The sequence below is a fragment of the Pseudarthrobacter sp. GA104 genome, from assembly GCF_009741265.1.
Taxonomy (GTDB): Bacteria; Actinomycetota; Actinomycetes; order Actinomycetales; family Micrococcaceae; genus Arthrobacter.
Genome location: NZ_WOWL01000001.1, coordinates 1,954,059 through 1,977,265, shown reverse-complemented (window position 1 = coordinate 1,977,265; position 23,207 = coordinate 1,954,059). Strand labels below are relative to the sequence as shown.

The 23,207-nt window shown below is 66.7% G+C and carries 19 protein-coding genes; 10 read left to right on the top strand and 9 right to left on the bottom strand.

The annotated features are described in order from the left end of the window. Positions 1-91 precede the first annotated feature (91 nt). A complete protein-coding gene (locus GK109_RS08990) occupies positions 92-1,291 on the top strand; it encodes a CdaR family transcriptional regulator (RefSeq protein ID WP_157239886.1) in 1,200 nt (399 codons plus the stop codon). Positions 1,292-1,329: 38 nt separating this feature from the next. On the opposite strand, the gene GK109_RS08985 is transcribed toward GK109_RS08990, so the two are convergent. The 5 genes from GK109_RS08985 to GK109_RS08965 form a co-directional block, all read right to left on the bottom strand. Continuing rightward, entirely contained in the window at positions 1,330-2,418 is a 1,089-nt protein-coding gene (locus GK109_RS08985) for a LacI family DNA-binding transcriptional regulator (RefSeq protein ID WP_157239884.1), read from the bottom strand. 38 nt (positions 2,419-2,456) lie between these two features. Beyond that, complete coding sequence (locus GK109_RS08980; protein WP_157239883.1) at positions 2,457-3,362, bottom strand: carbohydrate ABC transporter permease; 906 nt, start codon at positions 3,360-3,362, stop codon at positions 2,457-2,459. Continuing rightward, positions 3,359-4,240, bottom strand: a complete 882-nt coding sequence (locus GK109_RS08975) for a carbohydrate ABC transporter permease (protein ID WP_157242788.1) — start codon at positions 4,238-4,240, stop codon at positions 3,359-3,361. The genes GK109_RS08980 and GK109_RS08975 overlap by 4 nt, the downstream gene beginning before the upstream one ends. 92 nt (positions 4,241-4,332) lie before the next feature. Then, positions 4,333-5,667, bottom strand: coding sequence for an ABC transporter substrate-binding protein (locus GK109_RS08970; protein ID WP_157239881.1), 1,335 nt, complete (start codon positions 5,665-5,667; stop codon positions 4,333-4,335). 47 nt (positions 5,668-5,714) lie between these two features. Next, positions 5,715-7,151: a family 43 glycosylhydrolase gene (locus GK109_RS08965; protein ID WP_157239879.1), complete on the bottom strand. Its 1,437-nt coding sequence runs from the start codon at positions 7,149-7,151 to the stop codon at positions 5,715-5,717. Positions 7,152-7,427: 276 nt separating this feature from the next. Here GK109_RS08965 and GK109_RS08960 point away from each other — a divergent pair, with 276 nt between their 5' ends. Then, positions 7,428-8,984 carry a glycoside hydrolase family 32 protein gene (locus GK109_RS08960; RefSeq protein ID WP_157239877.1) on the top strand — a complete coding sequence of 519 codons (1,557 nt, stop codon included), beginning with the start codon at positions 7,428-7,430 and terminating at the stop codon, positions 8,982-8,984. Positions 8,985-9,063: 79 nt separating this feature from the next. Here the strand turns inward: GK109_RS08960 and hxlA are convergent, their stop codons facing one another. Continuing rightward, entirely contained in the window at positions 9,064-9,687 is a 624-nt protein-coding gene (gene hxlA / locus GK109_RS08955) for a 3-hexulose-6-phosphate synthase (protein WP_157239875.1), read from the bottom strand. 48 nt (positions 9,688-9,735) lie between these two features. Continuing rightward, the gene (gene hxlB, locus GK109_RS08950) at positions 9,736-10,353 is read right to left on the bottom strand and encodes a 6-phospho-3-hexuloisomerase (RefSeq protein WP_157239873.1); all 618 of its coding nucleotides are present in this window, start codon (positions 10,351-10,353) and stop codon (positions 9,736-9,738) included. A gap of 193 nt (positions 10,354-10,546) precedes the next feature. Here hxlB and GK109_RS08945 point away from each other — a divergent pair, with 193 nt between their 5' ends. Continuing rightward, positions 10,547-11,770 carry a response regulator transcription factor family protein gene (locus GK109_RS08945; protein WP_157242787.1) on the top strand — a complete coding sequence of 408 codons (1,224 nt, stop codon included), beginning with the start codon at positions 10,547-10,549 and terminating at the stop codon, positions 11,768-11,770. Positions 11,771-11,864: 94 nt separating this feature from the next. Then, entirely contained in the window at positions 11,865-12,677 is an 813-nt protein-coding gene (locus GK109_RS08940) for an IclR family transcriptional regulator (RefSeq protein WP_157239871.1), read from the top strand. Between the two features lie 25 nt (positions 12,678-12,702). Here GK109_RS08940 and GK109_RS08935 read toward each other — a convergent pair whose 3' ends face one another. Further along, complete coding sequence (locus tag GK109_RS08935; RefSeq protein ID WP_104996383.1) at positions 12,703-13,389, bottom strand: GntR family transcriptional regulator; 687 nt, start codon at positions 13,387-13,389, stop codon at positions 12,703-12,705. 107 nt (positions 13,390-13,496) lie between these two features. On the opposite strand from GK109_RS08935, the gene GK109_RS08930 reads away from it, so the two are divergent. The 4 genes from GK109_RS08930 to GK109_RS08915 are packed head-to-tail and all read left to right on the top strand — an operon-like array spanning position 13,497 to position 19,185. Beyond that, on the top strand, positions 13,497-14,255 hold the full coding sequence (locus GK109_RS08930; RefSeq protein ID WP_321215007.1) for a 5-oxoprolinase subunit PxpA: 759 nt from the start codon (positions 13,497-13,499) through the stop codon (positions 14,253-14,255). Between the two features lie 57 nt (positions 14,256-14,312). Next, positions 14,313-15,665: an MFS transporter gene (locus GK109_RS08925; protein ID WP_157239868.1), complete on the top strand. Its 1,353-nt coding sequence runs from the start codon at positions 14,313-14,315 to the stop codon at positions 15,663-15,665. Positions 15,666-15,680: 15 nt separating this feature from the next. Continuing rightward, the gene (locus GK109_RS08920) at positions 15,681-17,399 is read left to right on the top strand and encodes a 5-oxoprolinase/urea amidolyase family protein (protein WP_157239866.1); all 1,719 of its coding nucleotides are present in this window, start codon (positions 15,681-15,683) and stop codon (positions 17,397-17,399) included. Between the two features lie 7 nt (positions 17,400-17,406). Beyond that, a complete protein-coding gene (locus GK109_RS08915) occupies positions 17,407-19,185 on the top strand; it encodes a biotin carboxylase N-terminal domain-containing protein (RefSeq protein WP_157239864.1) in 1,779 nt (592 codons plus the stop codon). Between the two features lie 55 nt (positions 19,186-19,240). Here GK109_RS08915 and GK109_RS08910 read toward each other — a convergent pair whose 3' ends face one another. Beyond that, the gene (locus GK109_RS08910) at positions 19,241-20,173 is read right to left on the bottom strand and encodes a LysR family transcriptional regulator (RefSeq protein WP_157239862.1); all 933 of its coding nucleotides are present in this window, start codon (positions 20,171-20,173) and stop codon (positions 19,241-19,243) included. Between the two features lie 159 nt (positions 20,174-20,332). On the opposite strand from GK109_RS08910, the gene GK109_RS08905 reads away from it, so the two are divergent. Together GK109_RS08905 and GK109_RS08900 are read left to right on the top strand one after the other, a co-directional pair. After that, positions 20,333-21,637 (top strand): SRPBCC family protein, encoded by a 1,305-nt coding sequence (locus tag GK109_RS08905; RefSeq protein WP_157239860.1) that lies wholly within the window; start codon positions 20,333-20,335, stop codon positions 21,635-21,637. Beyond that, positions 21,634-23,049 (top strand): ferredoxin reductase, encoded by a 1,416-nt coding sequence (locus tag GK109_RS08900; RefSeq protein ID WP_370460484.1) that lies wholly within the window; start codon positions 21,634-21,636, stop codon positions 23,047-23,049. Before GK109_RS08905 ends, GK109_RS08900 begins: the two co-directional genes overlap by 4 nt. Positions 23,050-23,207: the final 158 nt, after the last annotated feature.

Sequence of the window (23,207 nt, the reverse complement as noted above, 5' to 3'; positions counted from 1 at the left end):
CGAGCTTACGGAACACCTCCTTCAATGGTGGGATGGATCACGTGGGGAAACAATGGACGAACACAGTGCAGTCCGGTTCTAGAATGGGCATATGCCCAATACAGCGTCCGCGGACAGGACTCCGGCGTCCGCTGGAGCCGCCCCCCGGTCGGTGGTGTCTGACCTGGTGTCCGACTGCCTCGCCGACATCGACCGGATCGCGCACCAGTACCTTCTCGAGGTGCAGAAGATTGAGGATTATGCGGCCTCTGCGGTGGCTGTCCAGGATCTGGAGGAGACAGCTGTCGCCTCGATAGAACTACTGCTACGGCTGGTGGGAAGCCTTCCGATACCCGACCGGCTCGCGGGTATGTCCGACGCACTGGGACACCGCCGCGCGCAGCAGGGCCTGCCCCTGGAATCCCTGCTGCGCGCAGTGCGCATGGACTTCCGGGTGCTCTGGACGGCAATGCTGGAGAAGGTTCCGCCCTCGTCCTTGCCGGAGTTGACCAAGGATGCAGTGCGCGTGTGGGAAGCGGTGGAGTTCCACACTATCCGGGTGCACGCAGGCTACCTCGATGAGCTCGCCAGCATGGCGCAGGAAAAAGAGACGCAGCGCGCGTTCCTCCTGTCGCGGCTGCTCAATTCGGACGGTAAGGATCCGCAGGTGCTGGGACAGGCTGCCCGCGCGCTCGGCGTGGCGCCGGACAGCAACTTCATCGTTGCCGTTGCCGCCGAATACGCCCAGAAGGCATTCCGTGCGGAGGTGCTTCGTGCCGGTGCTGAGCAATTCCTCCACGAGCGCGACGGTGCACTGATCCTCATTCTTGAGGACGTTCCTGCCCGGACGGGTAGGGAGCCGGAGGGCGCCCGCCCGTGGCTGTCCAGGGTGGACTGCTTTGTGGCGCCCCCCGCCCGCTCCTTGGCCGACGTGCCCCGGATGCTTCGGGTCGCCCTGGAGTCGTTGCCGGTGGTGACGCCGCAACGCCCGGGCCAGCGGACCGTGCGTGAGGCATGGGGGCATGTTGCCATGACTCGGCTGGGAGAATACGGAACCGTCCTGGCGGACACCGTGCTGGGCCCTCTCGCTACGATCTCCACGCATGAACGTGACCGGCTGATCGAGACGGTCCAGGCGTACCTCCGCACCGGATCGGTGTCGGAAACTGCCGGGGAGCTGTACTGCCACCGAAACACTGTGCTGAACCGCCTTGCCCGGTTCGGGCAACTCACCAGCTTCGATCCCGCCAATCCCCAGGACGCCGCTGCGGTGATTGCCGCCCTCCATGTCCTTTTCCCGGCCTCAACCTAAGGAAAGGCGGATGCCTCCGGGGCTGTAACAGCTCAGGTTCAGGCGTGCGCCTGGGCCCGGACGGAGGTCCGTTCCACGGCGGGACAGAGTATTTTCGCAACCCCGTCCGCCGCGGTCCCGGGTGCGTCGTCCAGCCCGAGCAGCATCCGCACGCCCGCCGCGCCCAGTTCATAGTGGGGGAGCGAGACGGTGGAAAGCGGGGGACGCAGGTGCGCGGCAATGACTTCCTGGTTGTCGAACCCCACCACAGCCATGTCCTCGGGGATGGAGAGGCCGTGCTCGCGGAGGCCGTCGTAGAGGCCCATTGCCATCCGGTCGTTGTAGCAGTACACGGCGGTCACGCCGCGCTTGAGGAGTTCGGGGGTGGCCCCGTAGCCGCCTTCCTGGTCCGGATAGGCTTCCAGCACCAGCTCGGGGTCGAACGGAACACCGGCCTTCTCCAGTGCTTCCCGGTACCCCTGGAGCCGTCCGTCCTTGGCGGGGGCGGGGATGGTGGCGTTGATGAAGGCGATCTTCCGGTGCCCGTGTCCCAGCAGGATGTCGGTGGCTGAGCGGCCGCCCTGCACCTCGTCGGGCACCACGGCCCGGGTTCCCGGCTCCTGGGAGAAGCAGTTGACCAGGACGAAGTCGGCTTCCCGGAGCGGCGCCGGAATTTCCGTCTGGCGGTGGAACCAGGTGGAGTAGAGGATGCCGCGGACTTTGTATTCGAGCATCATCTGGATGGCGTCCTGCTCAAGCTCGCCGTTGCCTTCGGTGTTGGCGATGAGAAGGGCGTACCCGTGCTTCCACGCCTCGTCCTGTGCGCCGTGGATGATCTGGCCGGCGAAGGGCGTGGTGGCAACGCCGTCCGCCACCAGCCCGATGAACCGGGAGGTGCCGCTGACCAGGGTTTTGGCCATCGCGTTGGGGCGGTAGCCCAGGGTCCGGATGGCGTCCTGCACCCGCCGGCGGGTTTCCTCGGCGATCCGGGCGGCTTTTTTCTTGTTGACCACCAGGGACACCGTGGCCGTGGAAACACCGGCTGCTTCTGCCACGTCGCGGAGGGTGACAGGGTGCGCGCGCTCCGGGGTTTTTGGCGCCCGGGCCGCAGGTGCCGGCACCTCCGCACCATTCTCCATTGAACTCATCTGCCCTCCTTGAGGAGTATATCCATCCGCCGTTGCCGTCATCCTTTCGTCGCCCCGCTTTCGAGTCCCTGGATCATGGCCTTGTTGAGCACCAGGAACACCAGCAGCAGCGGGGTGATGGTCACGCACACGGCGGCGAAGGTTGCCGTCCAGTCCACCTTGCCCATGGCGCCGATGTAGTTCTGCAGGCCCAGCGGAATGGTCTTCAGGTCCTCGGACAGGACGAACGTGTTGGCGAAGATGAAGTCGTTCCAGATGAAGATGCTGTTCACCAGGACCACGGTCACCACGGTGTTCAGGGACAGCGGCAGGGTGATCAGCCCGAAGATCCGGTAGGGGCCGGCGCCGTCCAGGGACGCTGCCTCGTACGTTTCCTTGGGGATGTACTCGTAGAACGAGCAGAAAAGGTAGATGGACATGGGCAGCGAGAAACCGGCCAGCGGGATGATCATCGACTGGTAGGTGTCCAGCAGGTTCACGGCCGAATAGTCGATGAACAGGGGGACCAGGGCGATCTGGACCGGGACGATGATGCCGATCAGGAACAGCCCGCGGACCAGTTTGCTGAGCCGGAAACCGAGGACCTGGATGGCGTAGGCGGCCATCATGCCCAGCAGGACAATCAGGATGTTCGCGCCCATGGTGACGATGAAGCTGTTCAGGATGTTCCGGCCCAGGTCACCGGTTTCGAAAGCCCGGGCATAGTTCTCCCACGTCAGGGAGCCGGGCAGGGCAAAGGGGTCACCGGTGGCGAAGTCCTGTTCCGTGCGGAGGCTCGTCAGGAAGAGCCACGCCAGCGGGTAGACCTGCACGATCACGATCAGCATGACCAGCACGCGGGACAACGTCCGGAACAGGTCGGGCCTGCGCCGGCGGCGCTTCACGGGCGGCCGTTGGGGCACGACGGCGGCGGGCGGGGTGGGAGGGGCTGCCTGGGTGATCATGAGTCTGCCTTCCGCTTCAGCAGGAACAGGATGAGGCCGACGGCCACGAGGCACTCAACCACGATGAACACGGAGATGGTGCTGGCGTAGCCGAAGTCCGTGCTGGTGAACGCCGTCTTGTACATGTAGGTGGTGAGCAGTTCCGAGGACTGCCCCGGGCCGCCGTTGGTCATCAGGTAGGGGATGTCGAAGCCGCGCAGCCCGTAGGTGGTGGCCATGATGGTGGTGGTGATCCACACCGGGCGGATGTACGGGAAGCGGATCTTGGTGAACAGCGTCCACCGGGACGCGCCATCCAGGACGGCGGCCTCCTCAAGCTCCTTGGGCACCGCGAGCAGGGCCGCGTAGATGATGAGCATGTACAGCCCGGTGAAACGCCAGCCCTCCGGTGCGGACACCGCCGCAAGGACCGTGTTGACGTCCGAGAGCCAGGGCCGCTCGAGGCTGTCGAGGCCCACCCAGTGGAACAGCTGGTTGAGCAGGCCCACGGGCTCCAGGGAGTAGATCCGCACGAAGAGGAAGGCGATGGCCACCGTGGAGATCACGGCCGGCAGCAGGTAGAGGGTCTTGACCAGCTCACGTCCGCGGCGGAGCGACGTGAGGAGGCTGGCCACCGCCAGGGCGCCGCCGAGCTGCAGCACCAGGCAGATGGCCAGGTAGACGAGGGCGTTCAGGAACGCCCGCCAGAAGATATCGTCGGCTGCGAACATCCGGACGTAGTTGTCCAGGCCCACGAACTCCATGTCGCTGATGCCGTTCCAGGAGAAGAAACTGAGGAACAGGGACTGGAGGATGGGGAAGAGGACTGCTGCGCTGTAGAGGAGCAGCGGCGGGAGCAGGAAGACCAGGACCGAGGTCCGTGACCTGTTGGGCAGCATCCTGTTGGGTTGCATGGCGGGGCCTTTCGGGGCCTTGCGGGCGGGGGAGCGCTGGGATCCCCCGCCGCGTTTGTTTCGTGAGGAAGCAGTGCCTACTTGAAGAACTTGGGGGCGTTCTGCGCGATGGTCTTGTCCATGGTTTCGGTGAACTGCTCAGGCGTGATGTTGCCCTGCACCAGCAGCACCAGCTCCTGCTGCAGCCGGCCGTTGGTGGTCGGATCCAGCTGCGTATCCCACGGCATGGCCTGCTTGGAACCGAGGCTGTCGGCCTGGTCCAGCGCCTTCCGGTACAGCGGGGTGGCGTTGGCCGGGACAACGGTTTCGACGTCGGTGGTGGGGGACAGCGCGCCGGTGGCGGCATATTCGGCCGGGTACTTTTCCAGGGCGAACTTCAGGAAGTCGCTCACCAGGGGATCGTAGGTTTTGGCGTTCACCGCCATGCCGATGCCGGACGGGGACACGAATTCGTTGGCCGCCGTCACGGAGTTGGCCGTGGTGGGCAGGGTAAAGAAGTCGATGTCGTTGCGGACGGCAGGATCCAGCTTCTCCGTGGCCAGGCTGGGCAGTTCCCACGTGCCGATGTTGTACATGGCGGCCTGTCCGGAGGTGAACTGGTTTTGCGCGTCGGAGTAGCCCTGGGCGGAGAAACCGTCCTGGAAGCACTTGGCCTTGCCCAGTTCCGCCATCCAGTTCACGGTCTTCTGGCCGGCGGGATCGCTGAACTTCGCCTCGCCCTTCTTCAGCTTCTGGACGAAGTCCGGGCCGGCCTCCCGGAAGGGCTGGTAGGCGACGTAGCGTTCCAGCGGCCACTGGTCCTGCCCGTCGATGGCGATGGGGGTGACGCCGGCGCTGCGCAGGGCAGTGCACATGGCCGGGATGTCGTCGAGCGACGTGGGTACTGCGACGCCGGCCTTCTGGAGCAGTGCCTTGTTGTACCAGATGAATTCCAGCTCGAACTGGAACGGGATCATGTACAGGGAGCCGTCGTCGAAGCGCTGGTAGTCCAGCGCGCCCGGACGGTAGTCGTCGTAGACGTTGAGCGACTTCAGCAGCTTTTCGGCGTCCACCATCTTGCCCTGCTTGGCCAACTCCTGGGCGAAGGGTGTGGCGTCGGTGTCGAACAGTTCGGGCAGCTTGTTGGCTGCCGCCAGGGTCTCGAGTTTCTGGATGTAGGAGGGACGGTCCGGGGTGGTGATCAGGTTGAGCTCAAAGCCCGGGTGGTCCTTGGCGTAGTCGTCGGCCAGCTTTTTCATGATGTTGATGACCGCGCCGTCGGCGGGCCGGGAGAGCAGCCACGAGATCTCGCGCGGCTTGATCTCGCCGGTGGGGCTGACGTTGGACGGATCGGTGGAGCTTGCGCCGCCACAGGCGGTCAGCGCCAGGGCGGTAACGGCTGCGCAGGCGGCAGCGCGGAACAGGTTCTTCATTGGTCAATCTCCCTTGATTGGAACGGAGGATGGGGTTGCGGGGGTATTCAGTTGTCGGTGCGCTTGCGTACTTCGAAATCTGTGATGGTGACGGATCCTTCGCCGGCGAACACGCCTATTCCGCCGGCGGGGAGGTCGTAGATGCGGGTGCTGAGGGCCACCTGGCGGTCCACGACGGCGACGCACAGGTCGCCGTCGACCACCACTTCCAGCGTGTGGCGGCCGGGCGGGAGGTGGCAGGGGCGTTCCAGTTCGATGGCGTAGGGAACGTCGCCGGAAACGTGCCATTGGGCTTCTCCGGTGATGGTCCGGGGCCATCGGTCGAACACCAGGCGTCCACGCTTCGGTTCGAGGCGGAGGGCGTAGGAGTGGTCGCCGTCCGGGCTGGAGCGCAGCAGGATCCCGCATTCCGTGATGCCGGGCTGGATGTCCAGCACCGCTTTGGCATAGAACTGCGTGGGCAGATCGTTGCTGCTCACGATGGCGGCGTAACCATCCGGGACGTTCAACTGCAGAGGCAGCTCCTGGTCCAGCTCGAGCGGGACCCCGTCCCAAAAGCTGTCCACAAGCTCGTCCGCGAGGCCGAAAGCCAGGGTCCCGTCGGGGTTCTGCCGTGCCTCCAGGACGGACATGGTGCCCGCCCACTGCCAGGCGCCGTCGTCGCAATTGCCTTCCTTGCTGGCAATCCAGCCGAAGAAGAACCGCCGGCCGTCCCGCTCCGCCGTCTTGGACGCGTAGAACGCACGCCCGTCGATGCTGTCCAGGTCCGGGACTGTCCACGGCCCGGTGGGGCTCTTGGCCATCCGGTAGCGGGTGGTGAACGTTTCGGAGAACTCGGAGTAGACCATGTACCACCACCCGTTCCATTCGAAGACGTCCGGGCATTCATGCGTGATGTACCTGCGGGGATCCCAGAAGGGGTCCGTGTGCTCCCACGTCATCAAATCCGTGGACGTGCACTGCGCGATGACCCCGCGGCGGCGCTCCGGGCCGTCGGAGTGCCTGGCCGCCAGGAGCATCCGCCACAGGCCGGCCGCCTCGTCGCGGAAGACGAAGGGGTCCCGCCAGTCCGCGGACTCGAACCGGTCCGGCGCACCGAACGTAAGCTCGGGGTGCTTTACCCACGTGTTCATGCCGTCCGTGCTGGTGGCGTGCATGACCAGCTGCAGGGGCAGGCCGTCCGTCCCGAGGTTGCCCGGGTTCTGTCCCGTGTAGAACAGATGGTGGACGCCTGAGTCGTCGGCAATGATGCTGCCTGTGTAGCAGTTGAAGTCGAGCTCGTCCGAGGTGCCGTGGGGAAGGGCCACCCCGTGGTCCTGGAACTGGGTGAGGTCCTTGGTGGTCACCAGGTTCCAGGCCGTTCCGGGCTTCGGGTCGGCGCGGACCTCGGAAAGGTAGAAGAGCCAGAACTCCCCGTCCTTCTGGAAGGGGATAAGGTCTCCAACCCATGCATCGGCGGGCTGGAAAAAGACTGGATAGCTCATCGGCGTTGATGTCCATTTCTGCTAAAGCGTTTGATCACCATGAAGCTAGCGTGGAATGGAGCGGCGATCAAGCGTTTTAGCAAAAAAAGTTCCGGTGCGATTTTTCGGCCTGGTTGTGACGGCGGCAATCTTGCTGAAACGCTTGACCATAACGGCGCGGCTGGGTATCTTGTTGTGCTAAAGCGCTTAATCAGCCCATGGGCTGATCGGCGAACCACCGATGGTTCCATCCCCAAGCGCCCGGCGGAGCAGCCGCCCCCTGAGAGGAAGTCAACGATGACATCTGCCTTTTCCCGTCGCCGTGTCCTGCAAGGCACCGGAGCAGGAGCACTCGCCCTGCTCATGGGCGGCACGATCCCTGCCACGCCGGCCTGGGCCAAGCGCTCACTGCGGGCGGTTTATCACATGACGCCGCCCTCGGGCTGGCTGTGCGATCCGCAGCGCCCGGTGTTCCTGGGCGGTGAGTACCACCTCTACTACCTGCACTCCACGCAGAACAACGGCCAGGGCGGCTGGGACCACGCCACCACGGCAGATGGCGTGGCGTTCACCCATCACGGCGATGCGTTGCCGCTGCAGCCGGACTTCCCCGTGTGGTCCGGATCCGCGGTGGTGGACACTGCCAACACCGCAGGCTTCGGTGCCGGCGCCATCGTGGCCCTTGCCACCCAGCCCACGGACGGCATCCGCAAGTACCAGGAGCAGTATCTCTACTGGTCAACCGACGGCGGCTACACGTTCACCGCGCTGCCGGACCCGGTCATCGTGAACACGGACGGAAGGGCCGCCACCACGCAGGCGGAAATCGACAACGCCGAATGGTTCCGGGACCCGAAGATCCACTGGGATGCGGTGCGCAACGAGTGGGTCTGCGTGATCGGCCGGGCCCGGTACGCGGCCTTCTATACGTCCCCGAACCTGCGTGACTGGCAGCTGAAGCGCAACTTCGACTTCCCAAACCCCGCGCTGGGTGGCATCGAGTGCCCCGATCTGTTCGAGATGACGGCCGACGACGGCACCCGGCATTGGGTGCTGGGCGCCAGCATGGACGCCTACAGCATCGGACTGCCCATGACCTACGCCTACTGGACCGGCACGTGGGACGGCACGCAGTTCCTGGCTGACGACGTCAGCAGTCCGCAGTGGCTGGACTGGGGCTGGGACTGGTACGGCGCGGTGACGTGGCCGGCCGTTGAGGCACCGGAGCGCCGGCGGTACGCGATCGGCTGGATGAACAACTGGAAGTACGCCGCCCGCGACGTTCCCACGGATGCAACCGACGGCTACAACGGCCAGAACTCGATCGTGCGCGAACTGCGCCTCGAACGCCAGCCGGGCGGTTGGTACTCCCTGCTCAGCAGCCCGATCGGGGCGCTCGCGAATTACGCCAGCTCCGCCACCACGTTCCCCGGCCGCACCGTGAACGGCAACTACGTGGTGCCCTGGAACGGCCGCGCCTACGAGCTGGAACTCGATATTTCCTGGGAGGCCGCAACGAACGTGGGGATCTCCGTGGGCCGCTCCGCTGACGGCGCCCGCCATACGAACATCGGAAAGTACGGCAACGAGCTCTATGTGGACCGCGCGCCGTCGGACCTGGGCGGCTTCTCGCTGGTGCCGTACACGCGCGCAGCAGCGCCCATCGACGCGGCCGCGCGGTCAGTGCACCTGCGCATCTTCGTGGATACCCAAAGCGTTGAGGTGTTTGTGAACGCCGGCCACACGGTGCTCTCGCAGCAGGTGCATTTCGCCGACGGCGACACCGGGATCTCCTTCTACACGGACGGCGGGCCCGCAACCTTCTCCGGCATCACCATCCGTTCGTTCCAGTAGCCGGCCACGCGAAGCGGCGGCCCCCACGAGTCCGTGGGGGCCGCCGTCGGGTTGCGGGAGGTGGGTGATCGGCTGGAAGCTAGCTGATCGCGGCCCGCAGTTCCTTGGCGGCGACGGCGGGATCGTCGGCGCTGTAGATGGAACCGCCGACGACGGCCACGTCGGCCCCGGCGCGCTGCACGGCTTCGATGGTGGACAGGTTCACGCCGCCGGCCACCGAGAACGGCACGCGGGCCTCTTCTCCTGCGCTCAGCAGCACGTCCAGGTTGTAGCCCGGCTTGGCCTGCTCGTCCAGGCCGGCATGGAACTCGATGAACTTGGCGCCCAGGGCGCGGGCTTCCTGGGCGCGGGCCACCTTGTCCGCAACGCCGATCAGGTCCACCACGATGCCCTTGTTGTGGGCCGTGGCGGCCTTCACGGCGCCGGCAATGGTGGAGTCGTCGGCGCTGCCCAGGACGGACACCAGGTCCGCGCCCGCGGTGAAGGCGATTTCGGCCTCGAGCTCGCCGGCGTCCATGGTCTTCATGTCCGCGAAGACAATCTTGTCCGGGTGGGCGGTCTTAACGGCGGTCACGGCCGAGAGCCCGGCGTTCTTGATCAGCGGGGTGCCGAGCTCGATGATGTCCACGGACTCGGCGACTTTGCCGGCCAGGTCCAGGGCGGCTTCGACGGTGAGGACATCCATGGCTACCTGCAGTTTCATGTTCTATCTCTTTCGGTTGTGAAACGGACTTGCGGGGGGAGAGGGGGCTTATTCGAGGTTCGCGTGCCGCTGCCAGAGGTCCTCCGGGGCGGCGGCGTCCTCGTCCCACAGGCTTTGGAACACCGCCTCCGTGGTGGCAAAAAGCACCTGCTCAAAGAGGCTCCCGGAGTACTGCCGGGTCACCGCCGAGCCGTGGTCCGCCTTCTGTGCAGCCGGAATGAGGACGACGGCGGCGGCAGCGGCCGCGAGCGGGGAACCAGTGCTGGTGGTGTAGGCGGCCACGCGGGCGCCTTGGGCGACAGCGGTTTCCGCCGCTGTCACCACGCCGGCGGTGGTGCCGGAACCTGAGGCTGCGACCAGCAGGTCCCCGGCACGGATGGCCGGTGCCGTGGTTTCGCCCACCACATGCACCGTCAGCCCGAGGTGCATCAGCCGCATCGCCGCCATCTTCATGACCAGGCCGCTGCGTCCGGCGCCGGTGACGAAGATCCTGTCGGCCAGCCGAAGCTCGGTCACCAGGGCTGCGATCTCTGCGGCGTCCACGTGCTGGGAGACCCTGCTGACCTCGTCCAGAACCAGGGCCCGGTTGCGGTCAAAGGCCCGGGCTGTGCCGGTCAGGGCTGGATCAGCCGGGGCCGCCGGGTCTGTTGCGGCGATGGTGCCCATGCTCGTACCTCCTTGAACGTTGTGATCCTTCAATGCTCGCCCGTCCGTTGGGTGGGTCCAACGCCATGATTGGACGGTCCCGGCTACCCAAAGGGGTGGGTATCCTGCGCCCGGCCCGTACACTGGGCAGGTGGAACGCGCCAACAACACTGCCTTGCTTGAAGCCGCCGCCGCGCTGGCTGCGGCTCCCCTTATGGACATCGCCCACCGGCTGCGGGCGGCCCTCAGCCCCTACTGGGAATCAAGCGCCCTGGTGATTTTCACGGAAGACTGCACCGGCCGGCCGCAGAAGAAGGGCGGTGCCGAGGCCATCATCAGCCGCGTGTCCATCGCGGAACTGGACGCCCTCCGCACCCCGCTCACCGGTGACAGGTCCGGGGCGGATGGCGCCGCCTGGCGCGGTGAAGCCGTGTTCGGCGGCGAACTGCGCCCGGTCCTCGCGGTTTCCTCGCCCAGCAATGCACTGCTGGTCCTCTCCGACCCGCAGCCCGGCCAGGCCTCCGGGACCGGGCCGGACCCGCAGTGGGTCCTGCACTACCTCTGGACGATGGCAGCCGAGCGGATCCGCGAGAAGGTGGCTGATGCGCCGCCGTCGTACCTCATCGAGTCCCGCGCGGCCTCGGCCGAGCGCCTGCGTGTGACCGCCGAGCTGGTGGACCGGCATTCCACCACCCTGGAAACGCTGCTCGCCGCGCTGAGGTCGCCGGCGCTGGCCGACGCCGCCGCCAGGACGGCGGCAACCGACGTCGCGGCCAAGGCCCTGGTGGGGCTCCGTACGCTCAGCGACCGCACCACGGACCTCGTGGAGGAGCCCGTTGCCTCCGCATTCCAGCGCCTGCGCGAGGACCTGCGCCCGCTGATGAACTTCAGCGGCATCGACGTCCAGTTCGTCGAGCCGCCCGTTAACGGCCGGGCACTTCCCGGCGAGGTGGCGCACGCCGCCAGGGCGATCGTCCGCGGCCTGGTGCTGGCCATGGTGGACCAGCAGGGAGTGCGCCGGATCCGCACCCAGTGGGATTGCGACGGCGTGAACCTGCTGGTCAATGTGCGCGACGACGGTCCCGGCGAGCTTTCCGCCACCGCACCCGCCGTGGCACGCCTCGTCCAGCGCGTGGAGGCGCTCAACGGCAGCATGGGTGTGGACGTCATGCCGGGCTGGGGCGCCGACGTGGCCGTCACCCTTCCGCTCGACCCGCCCAGCCGCCCGCCGGCCGACATCGCGGGCTGGAACCTGGGGGACCGTGAGCTGGAGGTCCTGCAGCTCCTGGCGGCGGGCCAGCGGAACCGGGGCATCGCCGCGAAGCTCCACATCAGCGAGAACACCGTGAAGTTCCACCTCCGCAACCTCTACCGGAAGATCGGCGCCTCCTCCCGCACCGAAGCCATGGCGCTCGCGCACAGCAACGGCCTGCGCTGACCTCCAGTTCGCTGGCTGCCCGTGCACCGTGTCCTGATGCGGGAGTCCCGGTGCGGTGATTTCCCGCTGCGCAGGCTACTTGAGAGTATTAGTCATGGCTTCCAACAACGATCGCGAACCCGACGCCGATACCGAGGCGGGCCAGCACGGCGGCGTCCAGTCCGTGGACCGTGCCCTCGCCGTCCTGGAGATCCTGGCGCGGGACGGCCACGCCGGGGTGAGCGACATCGCCGAGGAAATGGGCATCCACAAGTCAACCGTCTCGCGGCTCCTGGGTTCGCTGGTGAGCCGGGAAATGGTCCACCAGAACAGCGAGCGGGGAAAGTACCAGCTGGGCTTCGGCATCCTGCGGCTGGCCAGCTCCATTCCGGGGCGGCTCAGCCTGGTCCGCGAGGCCCGGCCCGTCCTCGAGGCCCTGGCGGAGGAATTCAAGGAGACGGTGAACCTGGCCGTCCTCCGCTCCAACTATGCCGTCAACGTGGACCAGGCGATGGGCCCGTCAACCCTGGCCACCTACGACTGGGTGGGAAACCTGACACCGCTGCACGCCACCTCGAGCGGCAAGGTGCTGCTGGCCGCGCTGCCGGCGGAAGACCGGGACCGCATCCTGAAGGAGACGGGACTCCCGGCGCGGACGCCCCGGACCATCACCAACCGGAAGGAACTCGAAACCCAATTGATCGACGTCGCCCGCGAGGGCTACGGCGTGGTGCGGGAGGAGTTCGAGATCGGGCTGACTGCCGTTGCCGTTCCGGTCTATAACCACCTGGGCGCCGTGATCGGGGCCATCAGCATTTCCGGGCCGGCGTTTCGCTTTGATCCGGAAACGGCCCCTGGGCTTATCGAAGCACTGAAGCAGGGCGGGCTCCAGGTCAGCGCCAGGATGGGTTACACCGGGCGCCGGTGACTGGGCGCCGCTGCGGCGGCTTGAGTCACTCCGGGTTGTCCCCGTGCACGTTGCTGAGGTTGTCCTCGGAGCGGTCCAGGTACGCCAGCAGGAGATCCGCGGCGCGGTCCAGTTCGCCGGACTCCAGCGCCGCGCAGATGGCCTCGTTGTCCGCCAAATAGTGCTGGTAGAACTGCGCGTCCACTGTGGCTTTGTGGAAGAACAGCCGCATTTCCGCCAGGACCTGGCTCATGATGCTGTTCAGCCGGGGGCTCCTGGCCATGGCAACAATGGCGCCGTGGAAATGCTGGTTTGCGGTGCCCAGGGCTTCATTGTCTCCAGCCGCGGCGGCGCGTTTTCCTTCCTCGACGGCGGCCCGGACGGCGGCGACGTCTTCCGGACTCCCGCCCGCGCGCAGGGCGCTGACTTCGATGGCGCGGCGGACCGTGTAGACGTCATGGACATCCGCTGCCTCGAGGCTGGCCACAAAAACGCCCCGGTTGGGGTGCCGGACCACCAGCCGCTCGCTGGCCAGTTCCGCGAAGGCCTCCCGCACCGTGTTGCGTGAGACGCCCAGGTCCTCCGCGATGGTGGATTCGGTAAGGCGTGCCCCGGGGAGCAGGGCCCCCTCCGCCAGCTGCAGGCGGAGTTCGTCAGCCACCCGTTCCGCCACGGAGGGGACGGCCACCCGGAGGCGGCCTGCGGAGCGGAGTGTGGTCTCTTGAGCGGGCATACTTCAGAATTTACACGATCGTCACATCGTGGAATCGAAGGATTGTTGAACAATCCGTAGATTTAGGGCATCCTAGTAAAGACCGCTCAATGAGATGGAGATCACAAGTGGCAAGCATCGACCTGAACAGCGACGTTGGCGAATCGTTCGGACACTGGACGCTTGGCGACGATGCCGCCATGTTCCGTTCCGTCACCAGCGCCAACGTGGCCTGCGGTTTCCACGCCGGCGATCCCAGCGTGATCCGCCGCACCTGCCGCGAGGCCACGGCCGCCGGCGTTGCCATCGGTGCACACGTCGGCTACCGGGACCTCGCCGGTTTCGGCCGCCGCTTCCTCGACATCCAGCCCAATGAACTGGCCGATGACGTGGTGTACCAGATCGGTGCCCTGCAGGCGCTGGCCGCCACCGAGGGAGCAAAGGTCCGTTACGTGAAGCCGCACGGCGGCCTTTACAACGCGATCATCCACCACACCGCCCAGGCGCAGGCCGTCGTCGACGCCGTGAAATCGGTTGACCCGGGCCTGCCGATCATGGGCCTTCCCGGTTCCGAAGTCCTGCGGCTTGCAGGGGAAGCGGGCCTGCGTGCGGTTCCCGAAGCGTTCGCGGACCGCGCGTACAACCCGGACGGAACGCTCGTCTCCCGGTCTGAACCGGAAGCGGTCCTTTCCGACCCCGCCGAAGTGGCGGAGCATGTATTACGGATGGCCACCGAGGGGTCCGTCAGGACCATCGACGGTTCCATCTTGAAGATCCGCGCGGAAAGCATCTGCGTGCACGGTGACTCGCCGGGGGCCGTAGCCATGGCCGCTGCAGTGAAGTCCGCTCTCGGGGACGCCGGTGTCAGCATCGGCTCGTTCCTCTAAACCTGTTCCCGGCCGCTCACCGGCCCCGCACCATCCCCTCACCCCCGGAGGAAAAACATGACCAGCACCAACAAGGCAGCAAGGACCGCGGCAAGGAAGCCGCCGCCCGGCGCGCTCAAGGCCTACATTGCCAGCCTCACCGGCACCTCGCTTGAGTACTACGACTTTGCCATCTACTCCGTCGCCTCTGCGCTGGTGTTCCCCAAGATCTTCTTTCCCTCAAATGACGAGTTCGTCGGGCTGCTGCTCTCCTTCTCGGCCTTCGCGGTGGGGTACCTGGCCCGTCCCATCGGCGGCGTGATCTTCGGCCGCCTCGGCGACAAGATCGGCCGCAAGTACGTCCTCGTGTTCACCCTGGTGCTGATCGGCGTCGCCACCGTCCTCATCGGCGCCCTGCCTGACTACTCGGTCATCGGCGTCGCAGCCCCCACCATCCTGGTGCTCCTGCGCCTGGCCCAGGGCATCGGCGTCGGCGGTGAATGGGGCGGTGCGGTCCTGCTGTCCAGCGAATTCGGCGATCCCAACAAGCGCGGTTTCTGGTCCTCGGCTGCGCAGATCGGCCCGCCGGCCGGCAACCTGATGGCCAACGGCGCCCTGGCGATCCTGGCGGCCACGCTCAGCACCGAGGCCTTCCTCTCCTGGGGCTGGCGCGTAGCCTTCCTCGCCTCGGCCATCCTGGTGGTCTTCGGCCTCGTGATCCGCCTCAAGCTGGAGGAAACCCCGGTCTTCAAGGCCATCCAGGCCAAAGGCGACCGCCCCAAGGCGCCCATCAAGGAAGTCTTCACCACCGAACCCCGGGCCCTGGTCTCGGCCGCCCTCTCGCGGCTCTGCCCCGACGTCCTCTACGCTCTGTTCACCGTGTTCGTGGCCGTCTACGCCACCAAGGAACTGGGCATGACCACGGGCAACGTGCTGGCGGCAATCCTCGTCGGATCCGCTTTCCAGCTCTTCCTGATCCCGGCCGCCGGCGCCCTCACCGACCGCCTCAACCGCCGCTGGGTGTACGGCGTTGCCGCTGCCGCAACCGCCGCCTACATTCCGCTGTTCTTCCTGATGATCCAGGGCAAATCGGTGGTAATGCTGACCATCGGCGTGGTGATCGGCCTGGCCCTGCACGCCTTCATGTACGGCCCGCAGGCCGCCTTCATCACCGAACAGTTCCCGGCCCGCCTCCGGTACGCCGGCAGCTCGCTGGCCTACACCCTGGCCGGCGTCATCGGCGGCGCCGTGGCCCCGCTGATCTTCACCGCCCTGTACGGCGCAGCATCCGGCGGCTGGCACCTGATCGCCGGGTACATCCTCCTGACGGCCATCATCACCATTGTGGGCATGCGCCTGGGCCGCGACCCGCAGCCCGAGGCCGACCTCCGCCTGCTCCACGACGGCCACGCCCAGGAGAGCCACGCCTGACCGGCGCGGATTGCCATGGAAACAGTCACCAACCCCGCCACTGCGCGCGTCCTCGCCGCCCGTGTTTTGGCCGTACGGCCGGTAGGCACGACGGCGGTGCTCGCCGAACTCTCCGGGCTCCACGACGTGCTGGCGCTGCAGGCCCTCCTGCTGGAGCATCCGCTGCCCGGCCAGGTGGAGGTCCTCGCGGCCGCCGAAACCGTGATGGTCAAGGCGGATTCGCCCCGGGCCGCACGGCGGATGGCGGCCCGGCTGCTGGAGCTGGACCTGGCGGTGCACGCGCAGCCGGAAGGCAGGCTCGTGGTCATCGAGGCCGTGTACGACGGCGAGGACCTCGCTGACGTGGGCAGGCTCACCGGCCTCGGTGCCGAGGGAGTGGTGGCGGCCCACACGGGGCAGGTCTGGACCGTGGCCTTCGGCGGCTTTGCCCCGGGCTTTGGATACATGGTGGGGGAGAACCAGCTGCTGGAAGTCCCGCGCCGGAGCTCCCCGCGGACTGCCGTCCCGGCCGGATCCGTGGCCCTTGCAGGCAACTATTCCGCCGTCTACCCCCGGCAGTCCCCGGGCGGCTGGCAGCTGATCGGCCGCACCGCCGCCCGGATGTGGGACCTGGTCCGCGAGCAGCCCGCCTTGGCTGCCCCCGGGGACCGGGTGCAGTTCCGGGCGGTGCGGGAACTCGTGGAACTTTCCGCCCCGGAGGCTGATGCCCAGAATTCCGAAGCACCGGCAGCCCGGGAACAGGCCGGCCGTTCCGGACTGCGGATCCTGTCGCCCGGGCTCCAAAGCCTGGTCCAGGACCTTGGCCGGCCCGGCTACGGCGGCCTCGGTGTTTCCGCAGCCGGTGCGCTGGACCGTTCCTCCCTGCGCCGCGCCAACCGCATCGTGGGCAACGAGCCAGCTGCCGCCGTCGTCGAAACCGTTGCCGGCGGCCTGCGCGTGCAGGCCGTGGGAGACCAGGTGCTGGCTGTCACCGGCGCGCCGGCGGCACTGACTGTTGCCACGCCGTCGGACGTTCCCGCCGGCCCCGAAGCTGCGGATGCGGACGACGCCGGCCTGCCGGAGCGGGTGCGCGAGGTGCCCATGGCCACGGCATTCGCCCTGCTGGACGGCGAAACCCTGACCCTTGGCGCCCCGGAACGGGGCTTCCGCACCTACCTTGCCATCCGGGGCGGCGTGGACGCCGAAGCCGTGCTCGGCAGCCGGTCCACGGACACCATGTCCGGGATCGGGCCTGCGCCGCTGGCCCCGGGGCAACTGCTTGCCGCCGGAGCCGCCACGTCCTCCAACGTGGTGGGAAATCCTGAGGTGCAGCCGGACTTCCCGGACACCGGGGTGACTGTCCTGGACGTCGTGCCCGGTCCTCGGGATGACTGGTTCGGCGCCGCCGCACTGGAATCGCTCTGCACCCAGGACTGGAGCGTCACGCCGCGCTCCAACCGGGTGGGCATGCGCCTGGACGGTGAGCCGCTCCAACGGAGCCGGGACGGGGAACTGGCCAGCGAGGGGACCGTTGCCGGCGCCATCCAGGTCCCGCCGGAAGGGCAGCCCGTGTTGTTCCTGGCGGACCACCCCATCACGGGAGGCTACCCCGTGATTGGCGTGGTGGTGGACCACCAGCTGGACCTCGCCGCCCAGGTGCCCATTGGCGGCCGCATCAGGTTCCGTTGGGCCCCCGGCTACGGCCTGCCCCTTGAACCGTCCAGCACTTCCCTCAACGTTTCCCAGAAAAAGTGAGCAGCACATGCGCAAGGTCCTGATTGCCAACCGCGGAGAAATCGCCGTCCGCATCGCCCGCGCCTGCGAGGACGCCGGCCTGGAGTCCGTCGCCGTGTACGCGGACGTCGACGCGGACGCCATGCACGTCGGCGCCGCCACGGAGGCCTACAGCCTGGGCGGCAACGCGCCGTCGGAAACCTACCTGGATATCCCCAAGCTGCTTGCTGTCGCCAAGGAGTCCGGAGCGGACGCGGTGCACCCGGGATACGGGTTCCTGTCAGAGAACGCCGACTTCGCCCAGGCCGTGCTGGACTCCGGCCTGACCTGGATCGGGCCGGCACCGGAGGCCATAAGGCTGCTGGGCAACAAGATCACGGCCCGCGAAATCGCCGTCCGGGCAGGCGCGCCCCTGGTGGCCGGCAGCGACGGGCCGGTGGCCTCGGCCGGCGAGGCACGTGCCTTCGCGGAAGAACACGGCCTGCCCATCGCCATCAAGGCAGCCTTCGGCGGCGGCGGACGCGGGCTCAAAGTGGTCCGTGAAATGGACCAGATCGAGGAAGCCTTCGACTCGGCGGTCCGGGAAGCGGTGGTGGCCTTCGGCCGCGGCGAGTGCTTCGTGGAGCGGTACCTGGACCGGCCCCGGCACGTGGAAGCGCAGGTCCTGGCGGACCGGCACGGCAACGTGGTGGTGGTGGGAACGCGCGACTGCTCCCTCCAGCGCCGGCACCAGAAGCTGGTGGAGGAGGCGCCCGCGCCCTTCCTCACCGAACAGCAGACCCGCCGGATTTACGCCGCCGCCAAGGCAGTCTGCCGCGAAGCCGCCTATACGGGGGCGGGGACGGTGGAGTTCCTGGTGGCCGCCGACGGCACGGTGGCGTTCCTCGAGGTGAACACGCGCCTGCAGGTGGAACACCCCATCACCGAGGAGACCACCGGGGTGGACCTGGTCCAGGAGCAGTTGCGGATCGCTGCCGGTGAGCCCCTGCGCCTCGCGGCCGATCCCGAACCCCGCGGGCATTCGTTCGAATTCCGGCTCAACGCCGAGGATGTGGGGCGGGGGTTCCTGCCCTCGCCCGGAACCATCGCCACGTTCAGCGGCCCAACGGGTCCAGGCATCCGGCTGGATTCGGGAGTCCGGGCCGGATCCATCGTTGCGCCGCAGTTCGATTCGCTGCTGGCCAAGCTGATCGTCACCGGCGCCGACAGGCAGCAGGCGCTCCGCCGGGCCCGCCGTGCGCTGGCGGAAATGGAAATCACCGGCGTGGCAACCGTGCTGCCGTTCCACCGGGCCGTCGTCCAGGCGCCGGACTTCACCTCGGAAACCGCGCTCCGCATCCACACCCGGTGGATCGAAACGGACTTCGCGGGATCCATCCCGGCGGATCCCGGGTTCAGCACAACCGCTCCGGACGGTGCCCGGCGCACCATCACCGTCGATGTCGACGGCCGGCGCCTCGCCGTCGGCCTTCCCGCGGCCCTGCTGGACGGCTGGGCACGTTCCGGCGCCGGCCTGCCTGCAGGCGTTTCGCCGGCCGGGCATTCTTCGGAGGGGGAGCGCGACGGCGGCGCCGCGGCTCCCGCTGCGGACCCCGGTGAGCTGCGGGCGGACATGGCGGGGACCGTGGTGAAGTGGCTCGTGGAACCGGGTGCCGAAGTGGCGGCGGGGGACCCCGTCGTCGTCCTTGAAGCCATGAAGATGGAAACCCAGGTCGCCGCCCACCGCGGCGGCACCGTCACGGAGATCCGGGCGAAAGCAGGCGGCGTAGTGAGTGCCGGGGCAGTCCTGGCGACGATCGCGGGTTAACCGGGAAACAAACGCGGAACCGTGGGGCCAACCGGCGGCTGTGCTTTCGCAGCGCTCAGAGATTCTCTTCGGGCCGGGCGGTGAGGATCCGATTGGCGTTGACCTGCAGGATGCCGAGCGACTCTTGGATCAGGGGTGAGGCGATGCTGCCCCTGCGCACGGCCGCGACAATGCGGCGCGTGGGCTTCGTTTGACCGGTGATGCGTAGCCGGACCACGTTTTCGGCACCATGCAAAGGCGCCAGCCGGGGCAGCAGGCCGACGCCCAGCCCCGCACCCACGAATGCGATGTGGGTTTCCCATTCAACGGCTTCATGGGCAATCCGCGGTGTCACCCCGACTGCCGTGAACGCCGCGGTGAAGAGGGAATGATAGGTGGAACCGGCGGACTCCGTGATCCAGGGTTCCGATGCCAGCTCTTCAAGCGTCGCTGTTTGGCGTGATGCCAGCGGATGGTCACCGGGAATGATCACGTCCAGCGGATCGTCGAGCAGGACTCTCTGCTCGAAGCGCGGATCGTCCTCACCGTAACTGTCGGACTGCATGGCGACGATAACTGCAAGGTCGATTCGTTCCGCAATCAACAAGTCGAAGCAGCGGGCCGGATCAGCCTCAAGGACCTGCACCTCCAGCAGGGGGTGTGTTGAGCGCAGCGTGGCGGCCAGCGGTGCGAGCAACTGGGCGGCTGCAGAGGAGAATCCGCCGAGGCCAAAGTGGCTCTGCACCTGGTCGCCGGCCTCCATGGCTGCGGCGCGCAGGCTCTCCCATTGGGCAATGAGGGGATCCGAGCCCGCCACGAGAAAGCGTCCCGTGGCGGTAAGCCGCACGCCCCGGCCGTCCTTCGCCAGCAGCTGCATTCCCAGCACGCGCTGCAGTTCCCGCAATTGCGCGGAGACGGCAGATGGAGAATAGCCCGTGAGCTCCGCGGTCCCGCCTATTGTGCCGCACCGGGCGAACACGCGAAGTGTGATGAGCCTCGGATCGATCATGCATCTATTCTGCATGGTTATCTTCAAAATCTTGCGCTTTTGTTGCAGCTGATGTGTCCCTAATCTCATCATTACAAGTTCTTCGACCAGGCCGTTAGCACCCGCGCACCCGTGGTCACCCCGCAACACCCACTACCCATGCCTCCCGGGAGGAAACCCATGACTGCTTCAGTGAACGTGCCCCTCAATTCACGCGGAAGACTCGCTGCATCATTGCCTGCCGAGCAGCTGGCGGAAATTACCGCGTTGTTTGAGTTCCGGCGCACTGGATACTCCCTCGATGCCCCCTTCTACACCGATCCCTCGATCTTCAAAATCGACATGGAGGCCATCTTCGGCCAGCACTGGATCTTTGCCGCCAGCACCGCCGAACTGCCGGAGCCGGGCGACTACGTCACGGTCGACTATGGGCCCTACTCCCTGATTGTGCTGCGCAACGACGACGGTGCCGTGAACGTCCTGCATAACGTATGCCGGCACCGCGGCGCCCGCGTTCTCACCGAGGCTGCCGGTTCAACCGGAAACCTGGTCTGCGGCTACCACTCCTGGACCTACTCGCCGGAGGGCAATTTGATCCATGCCTCCGCCCCGGGGGAAACGAAGTTCGACAAGAGCTGCTTCGGCCTCAAGCGCGCCCACGGACGCGAGGTCGCCGGACTCATTTTCGTCTGCATTGCGGATGAACCGCCGGCGGACTTTGACGAGACCTCAAAGATCTTTGAGCCCTACCTGGCGCCCCACGATCTCTCGAAGACAAAAATCGCCTACCAGCAGAACATCATTGAAGAGGGCAACTGGAAGCTCGTCATGGAGAACAACCGTGAGTGCTACCACTGCGACGGCCACCCTGAGCTCGCCTGCTCCCTCTTCCCCACCTGGGGCCTGACGGAAGGCCTGATCCCGCCCCATCTTGAGGAAGTGTGGGACCGGAACAAGGAGGCCCAGTCCTCCCTTGAGGAGCGTTGCCGCCGCTACGGCCTTCCCTACGAGGTGGTCGAGCAGCTTGACACGCGCATCGCGGGAATCCGCATCTCACGGGAATCGCTCGATGGAGAGGGCGAATCGTTCTCCGCGGACGGTCGGAGGCTTTCCAAGAAGCTGCTGGGTGACTTGCCCGACTTCCGCCTTGGCCGCTGCTCGATGCACCTGCAGCCCAACAGCTGGTTCCATTTCCTCGGCGACCACGTCATCACGTTCGCTGTCTTCCCCATCAACGAACACCAGAGCCTCGTACGCACCACCTGGCTGGTGGCCGACGACGCAGTGGAAGGCGTCGACTACGACCTGGAGAAGCTCACCCACACCTGGAAGCAGACGAACCTGCAGGACAAGGCGTTCGTGGAGCTGTGCCAGCAGGGCGCCGGCAGTCCCGCCTACGAGCCCGGGCCCTACATGAAGAGCGAATACCAGGTCGAGGCATTCATCAACTGGTACGTGCAGCGCGTGCAGGAGCACTTGGCGTGATTGAACTCCTCACTGAAACGGCAATCCAGGAACCACAGCGTATTCGCGGTCTTGAGATGCCGTGGAACAGGGTGATGGGAAACACCGAGACACCCGCCCGGGCAGCCCGTGCACTGGGTCCATGGCATCCGCAGGAGTTCATGGCCGAATGCGTCGAGACCGTTCCCGAGGCCGGCGCCATGATGACCTTCGTGTTCCGCCGATGCGACGGCGCGCCTTTGGCGTTCCGTGCCGGCCAGTACGTGAACGTCGCATTTCCCGTGAATGGCGAGGACCAGGAGCCGGTGGACCGCAGCTACTCGCTGTCCAGCTCGCCCACCGAGCCGTGGACCTTCAGCATCACCGTCAAGTGCGACCCCACGGGACTGGTCTCGCCCTGGGTGCACGAGAACGTCAAACCCGGCACCGTTCTTGAGATGCTGGGACCGGTGGGAGCATTCCACCTCCCAGATGCCGACCGACGTGCACGGTATCTCCTGCTTGCCGCCGGCGCAGGCATCACGCCCATCATGTCCATGGTGCGGACCATCCATTCCCTGCCCGGACACGCCGATGTTGTGGTGCTCTACCACGGCTCGGATCCTGGAGGCTTTGCCTTCCACCGGGAATTGGCCTATATCGCCTCCGTGGACTCGCGCGTCAAGGTCTACTACTCCCTGGGTGACCGCAGCGTGCCGGAGGGGTGGGAAGGGCTCAGTGGAAGGCTGACGGCGGCCACGCTCGAGGAGGTGGCCCCCGACGCCAACGGCCGCCAGGTGTACGCATGTGGTCCCGAGGGTTACCTGAACACGGCCACCGAGCTGCTCAAGAAGGTCGGCGTCGACGACACTTCCATTTACATGGAGTTCTTCTCGGGAGACCGCCAGACGCTCCTTGAATACCAGGCGGAGGTAGCACTTGCAGCCGACGTCGCGGAGGAAATCGCCGAGGAGATCGCCGATTCCGCCGAGGACTACTTTGAAAGCCAGCCCGCGGCGTTCGGGCTTTACGAGCCTGGCTACGACGCTGACGGGACTCTGCAGGCCTCGGGCCTGCCGCTGGAAATCGCGGACCCGGACACGCCCGGCTCCGACCTCTCCGCCGTCAGCCCGGGCGGTGAGCCGGAAGCCGGTTCCCCTGATGCCTCGAGCTTCGACACGGTGGGAACAGGCAGCCTCACCATGTCCTTCATGCGTACCGGCATCAATGTGCGGATCGACCCCACCGAGCGCATCCTCGAGGTGGCCCAGCGTGCGGGCGTCAGGATCGGCGCGAACTGCAAGGAAGGCATGTGCGGCTCCTGCAAGGTCGTCAAGCTTTCAGGGGAGATCGAGATGAACCACCAGGGCGGGATCCGGGCGCGGGAAATCTCTGCGGGCAAGTTCCTGCCCTGCTGCTCCACCGCGCAGACGGACCTGGTGATCGATGCCTGACCCCCTGTTCCGGCCCGCTGTCAAGGCGTGGCCGGAACCCCTGAAATAGGGCTTAAGACTTCAGAAAAACCTTGACACGCGGCCGCTACGCAGGCCACTCTGTTGCTTATCGCGAGACGTGTTGATCTTTACGGAACAACTGCCGCGATGGAAGCAAA

Bases quoted from the DNA above. Each gene is read 5' to 3' on its own strand.
- GK109_RS08910 (WP_157239862.1), bottom strand. From the start codon at position 20,173: ATGATCGATCCGAGGCTCATCACACTTCGCGTGTTCGCCCGGTGCGGC.
- GK109_RS08990 (WP_157239886.1), top strand. From the start codon at position 92: ATGCCCAATACAGCGTCCGCGGACAGGACTCCGGCGTCCGCTGGAGCC.
- GK109_RS08920 (WP_157239866.1), top strand. From the start codon at position 15,681: ATGGAAACAGTCACCAACCCCGCCACTGCGCGCGTCCTCGCCGCCCGT.
- hxlA (WP_157239875.1), bottom strand. From the start codon at position 9,687: ATGAAACTGCAGGTAGCCATGGATGTCCTCACCGTCGAAGCCGCCCTG.
- GK109_RS08905 (WP_157239860.1), top strand. From the start codon at position 20,333: ATGACTGCTTCAGTGAACGTGCCCCTCAATTCACGCGGAAGACTCGCT.
- GK109_RS08940 (WP_157239871.1), top strand. From the start codon at position 11,865: ATGGCTTCCAACAACGATCGCGAACCCGACGCCGATACCGAGGCGGGC.
- GK109_RS08970 (WP_157239881.1), bottom strand. From the start codon at position 5,667: ATGAAGAACCTGTTCCGCGCTGCCGCCTGCGCAGCCGTTACCGCCCTG.
- GK109_RS08960 (WP_157239877.1), top strand. From the start codon at position 7,428: ATGACATCTGCCTTTTCCCGTCGCCGTGTCCTGCAAGGCACCGGAGCA.
- GK109_RS08975 (WP_157242788.1), bottom strand. From the start codon at position 4,240: ATGCTGCCCAACAGGTCACGGACCTCGGTCCTGGTCTTCCTGCTCCCG.
- GK109_RS08965 (WP_157239879.1), bottom strand. From the start codon at position 7,151: ATGAGCTATCCAGTCTTTTTCCAGCCCGCCGATGCATGGGTTGGAGAC.
- GK109_RS08925 (WP_157239868.1), top strand. From the start codon at position 14,313: ATGACCAGCACCAACAAGGCAGCAAGGACCGCGGCAAGGAAGCCGCCG.
- GK109_RS08915 (WP_157239864.1), top strand. From the start codon at position 17,407: ATGCGCAAGGTCCTGATTGCCAACCGCGGAGAAATCGCCGTCCGCATC.
- hxlB (WP_157239873.1), bottom strand. From the start codon at position 10,353: ATGGGCACCATCGCCGCAACAGACCCGGCGGCCCCGGCTGATCCAGCC.
- GK109_RS08985 (WP_157239884.1), bottom strand. From the start codon at position 2,418: ATGAGTTCAATGGAGAATGGTGCGGAGGTGCCGGCACCTGCGGCCCGG.
- GK109_RS08980 (WP_157239883.1), bottom strand. From the start codon at position 3,362: ATGATCACCCAGGCAGCCCCTCCCACCCCGCCCGCCGCCGTCGTGCCC.
- GK109_RS08935 (WP_104996383.1), bottom strand. From the start codon at position 13,389: ATGCCCGCTCAAGAGACCACACTCCGCTCCGCAGGCCGCCTCCGGGTG.
- GK109_RS08945 (WP_157242787.1), top strand. From the start codon at position 10,547: ATGGACATCGCCCACCGGCTGCGGGCGGCCCTCAGCCCCTACTGGGAA.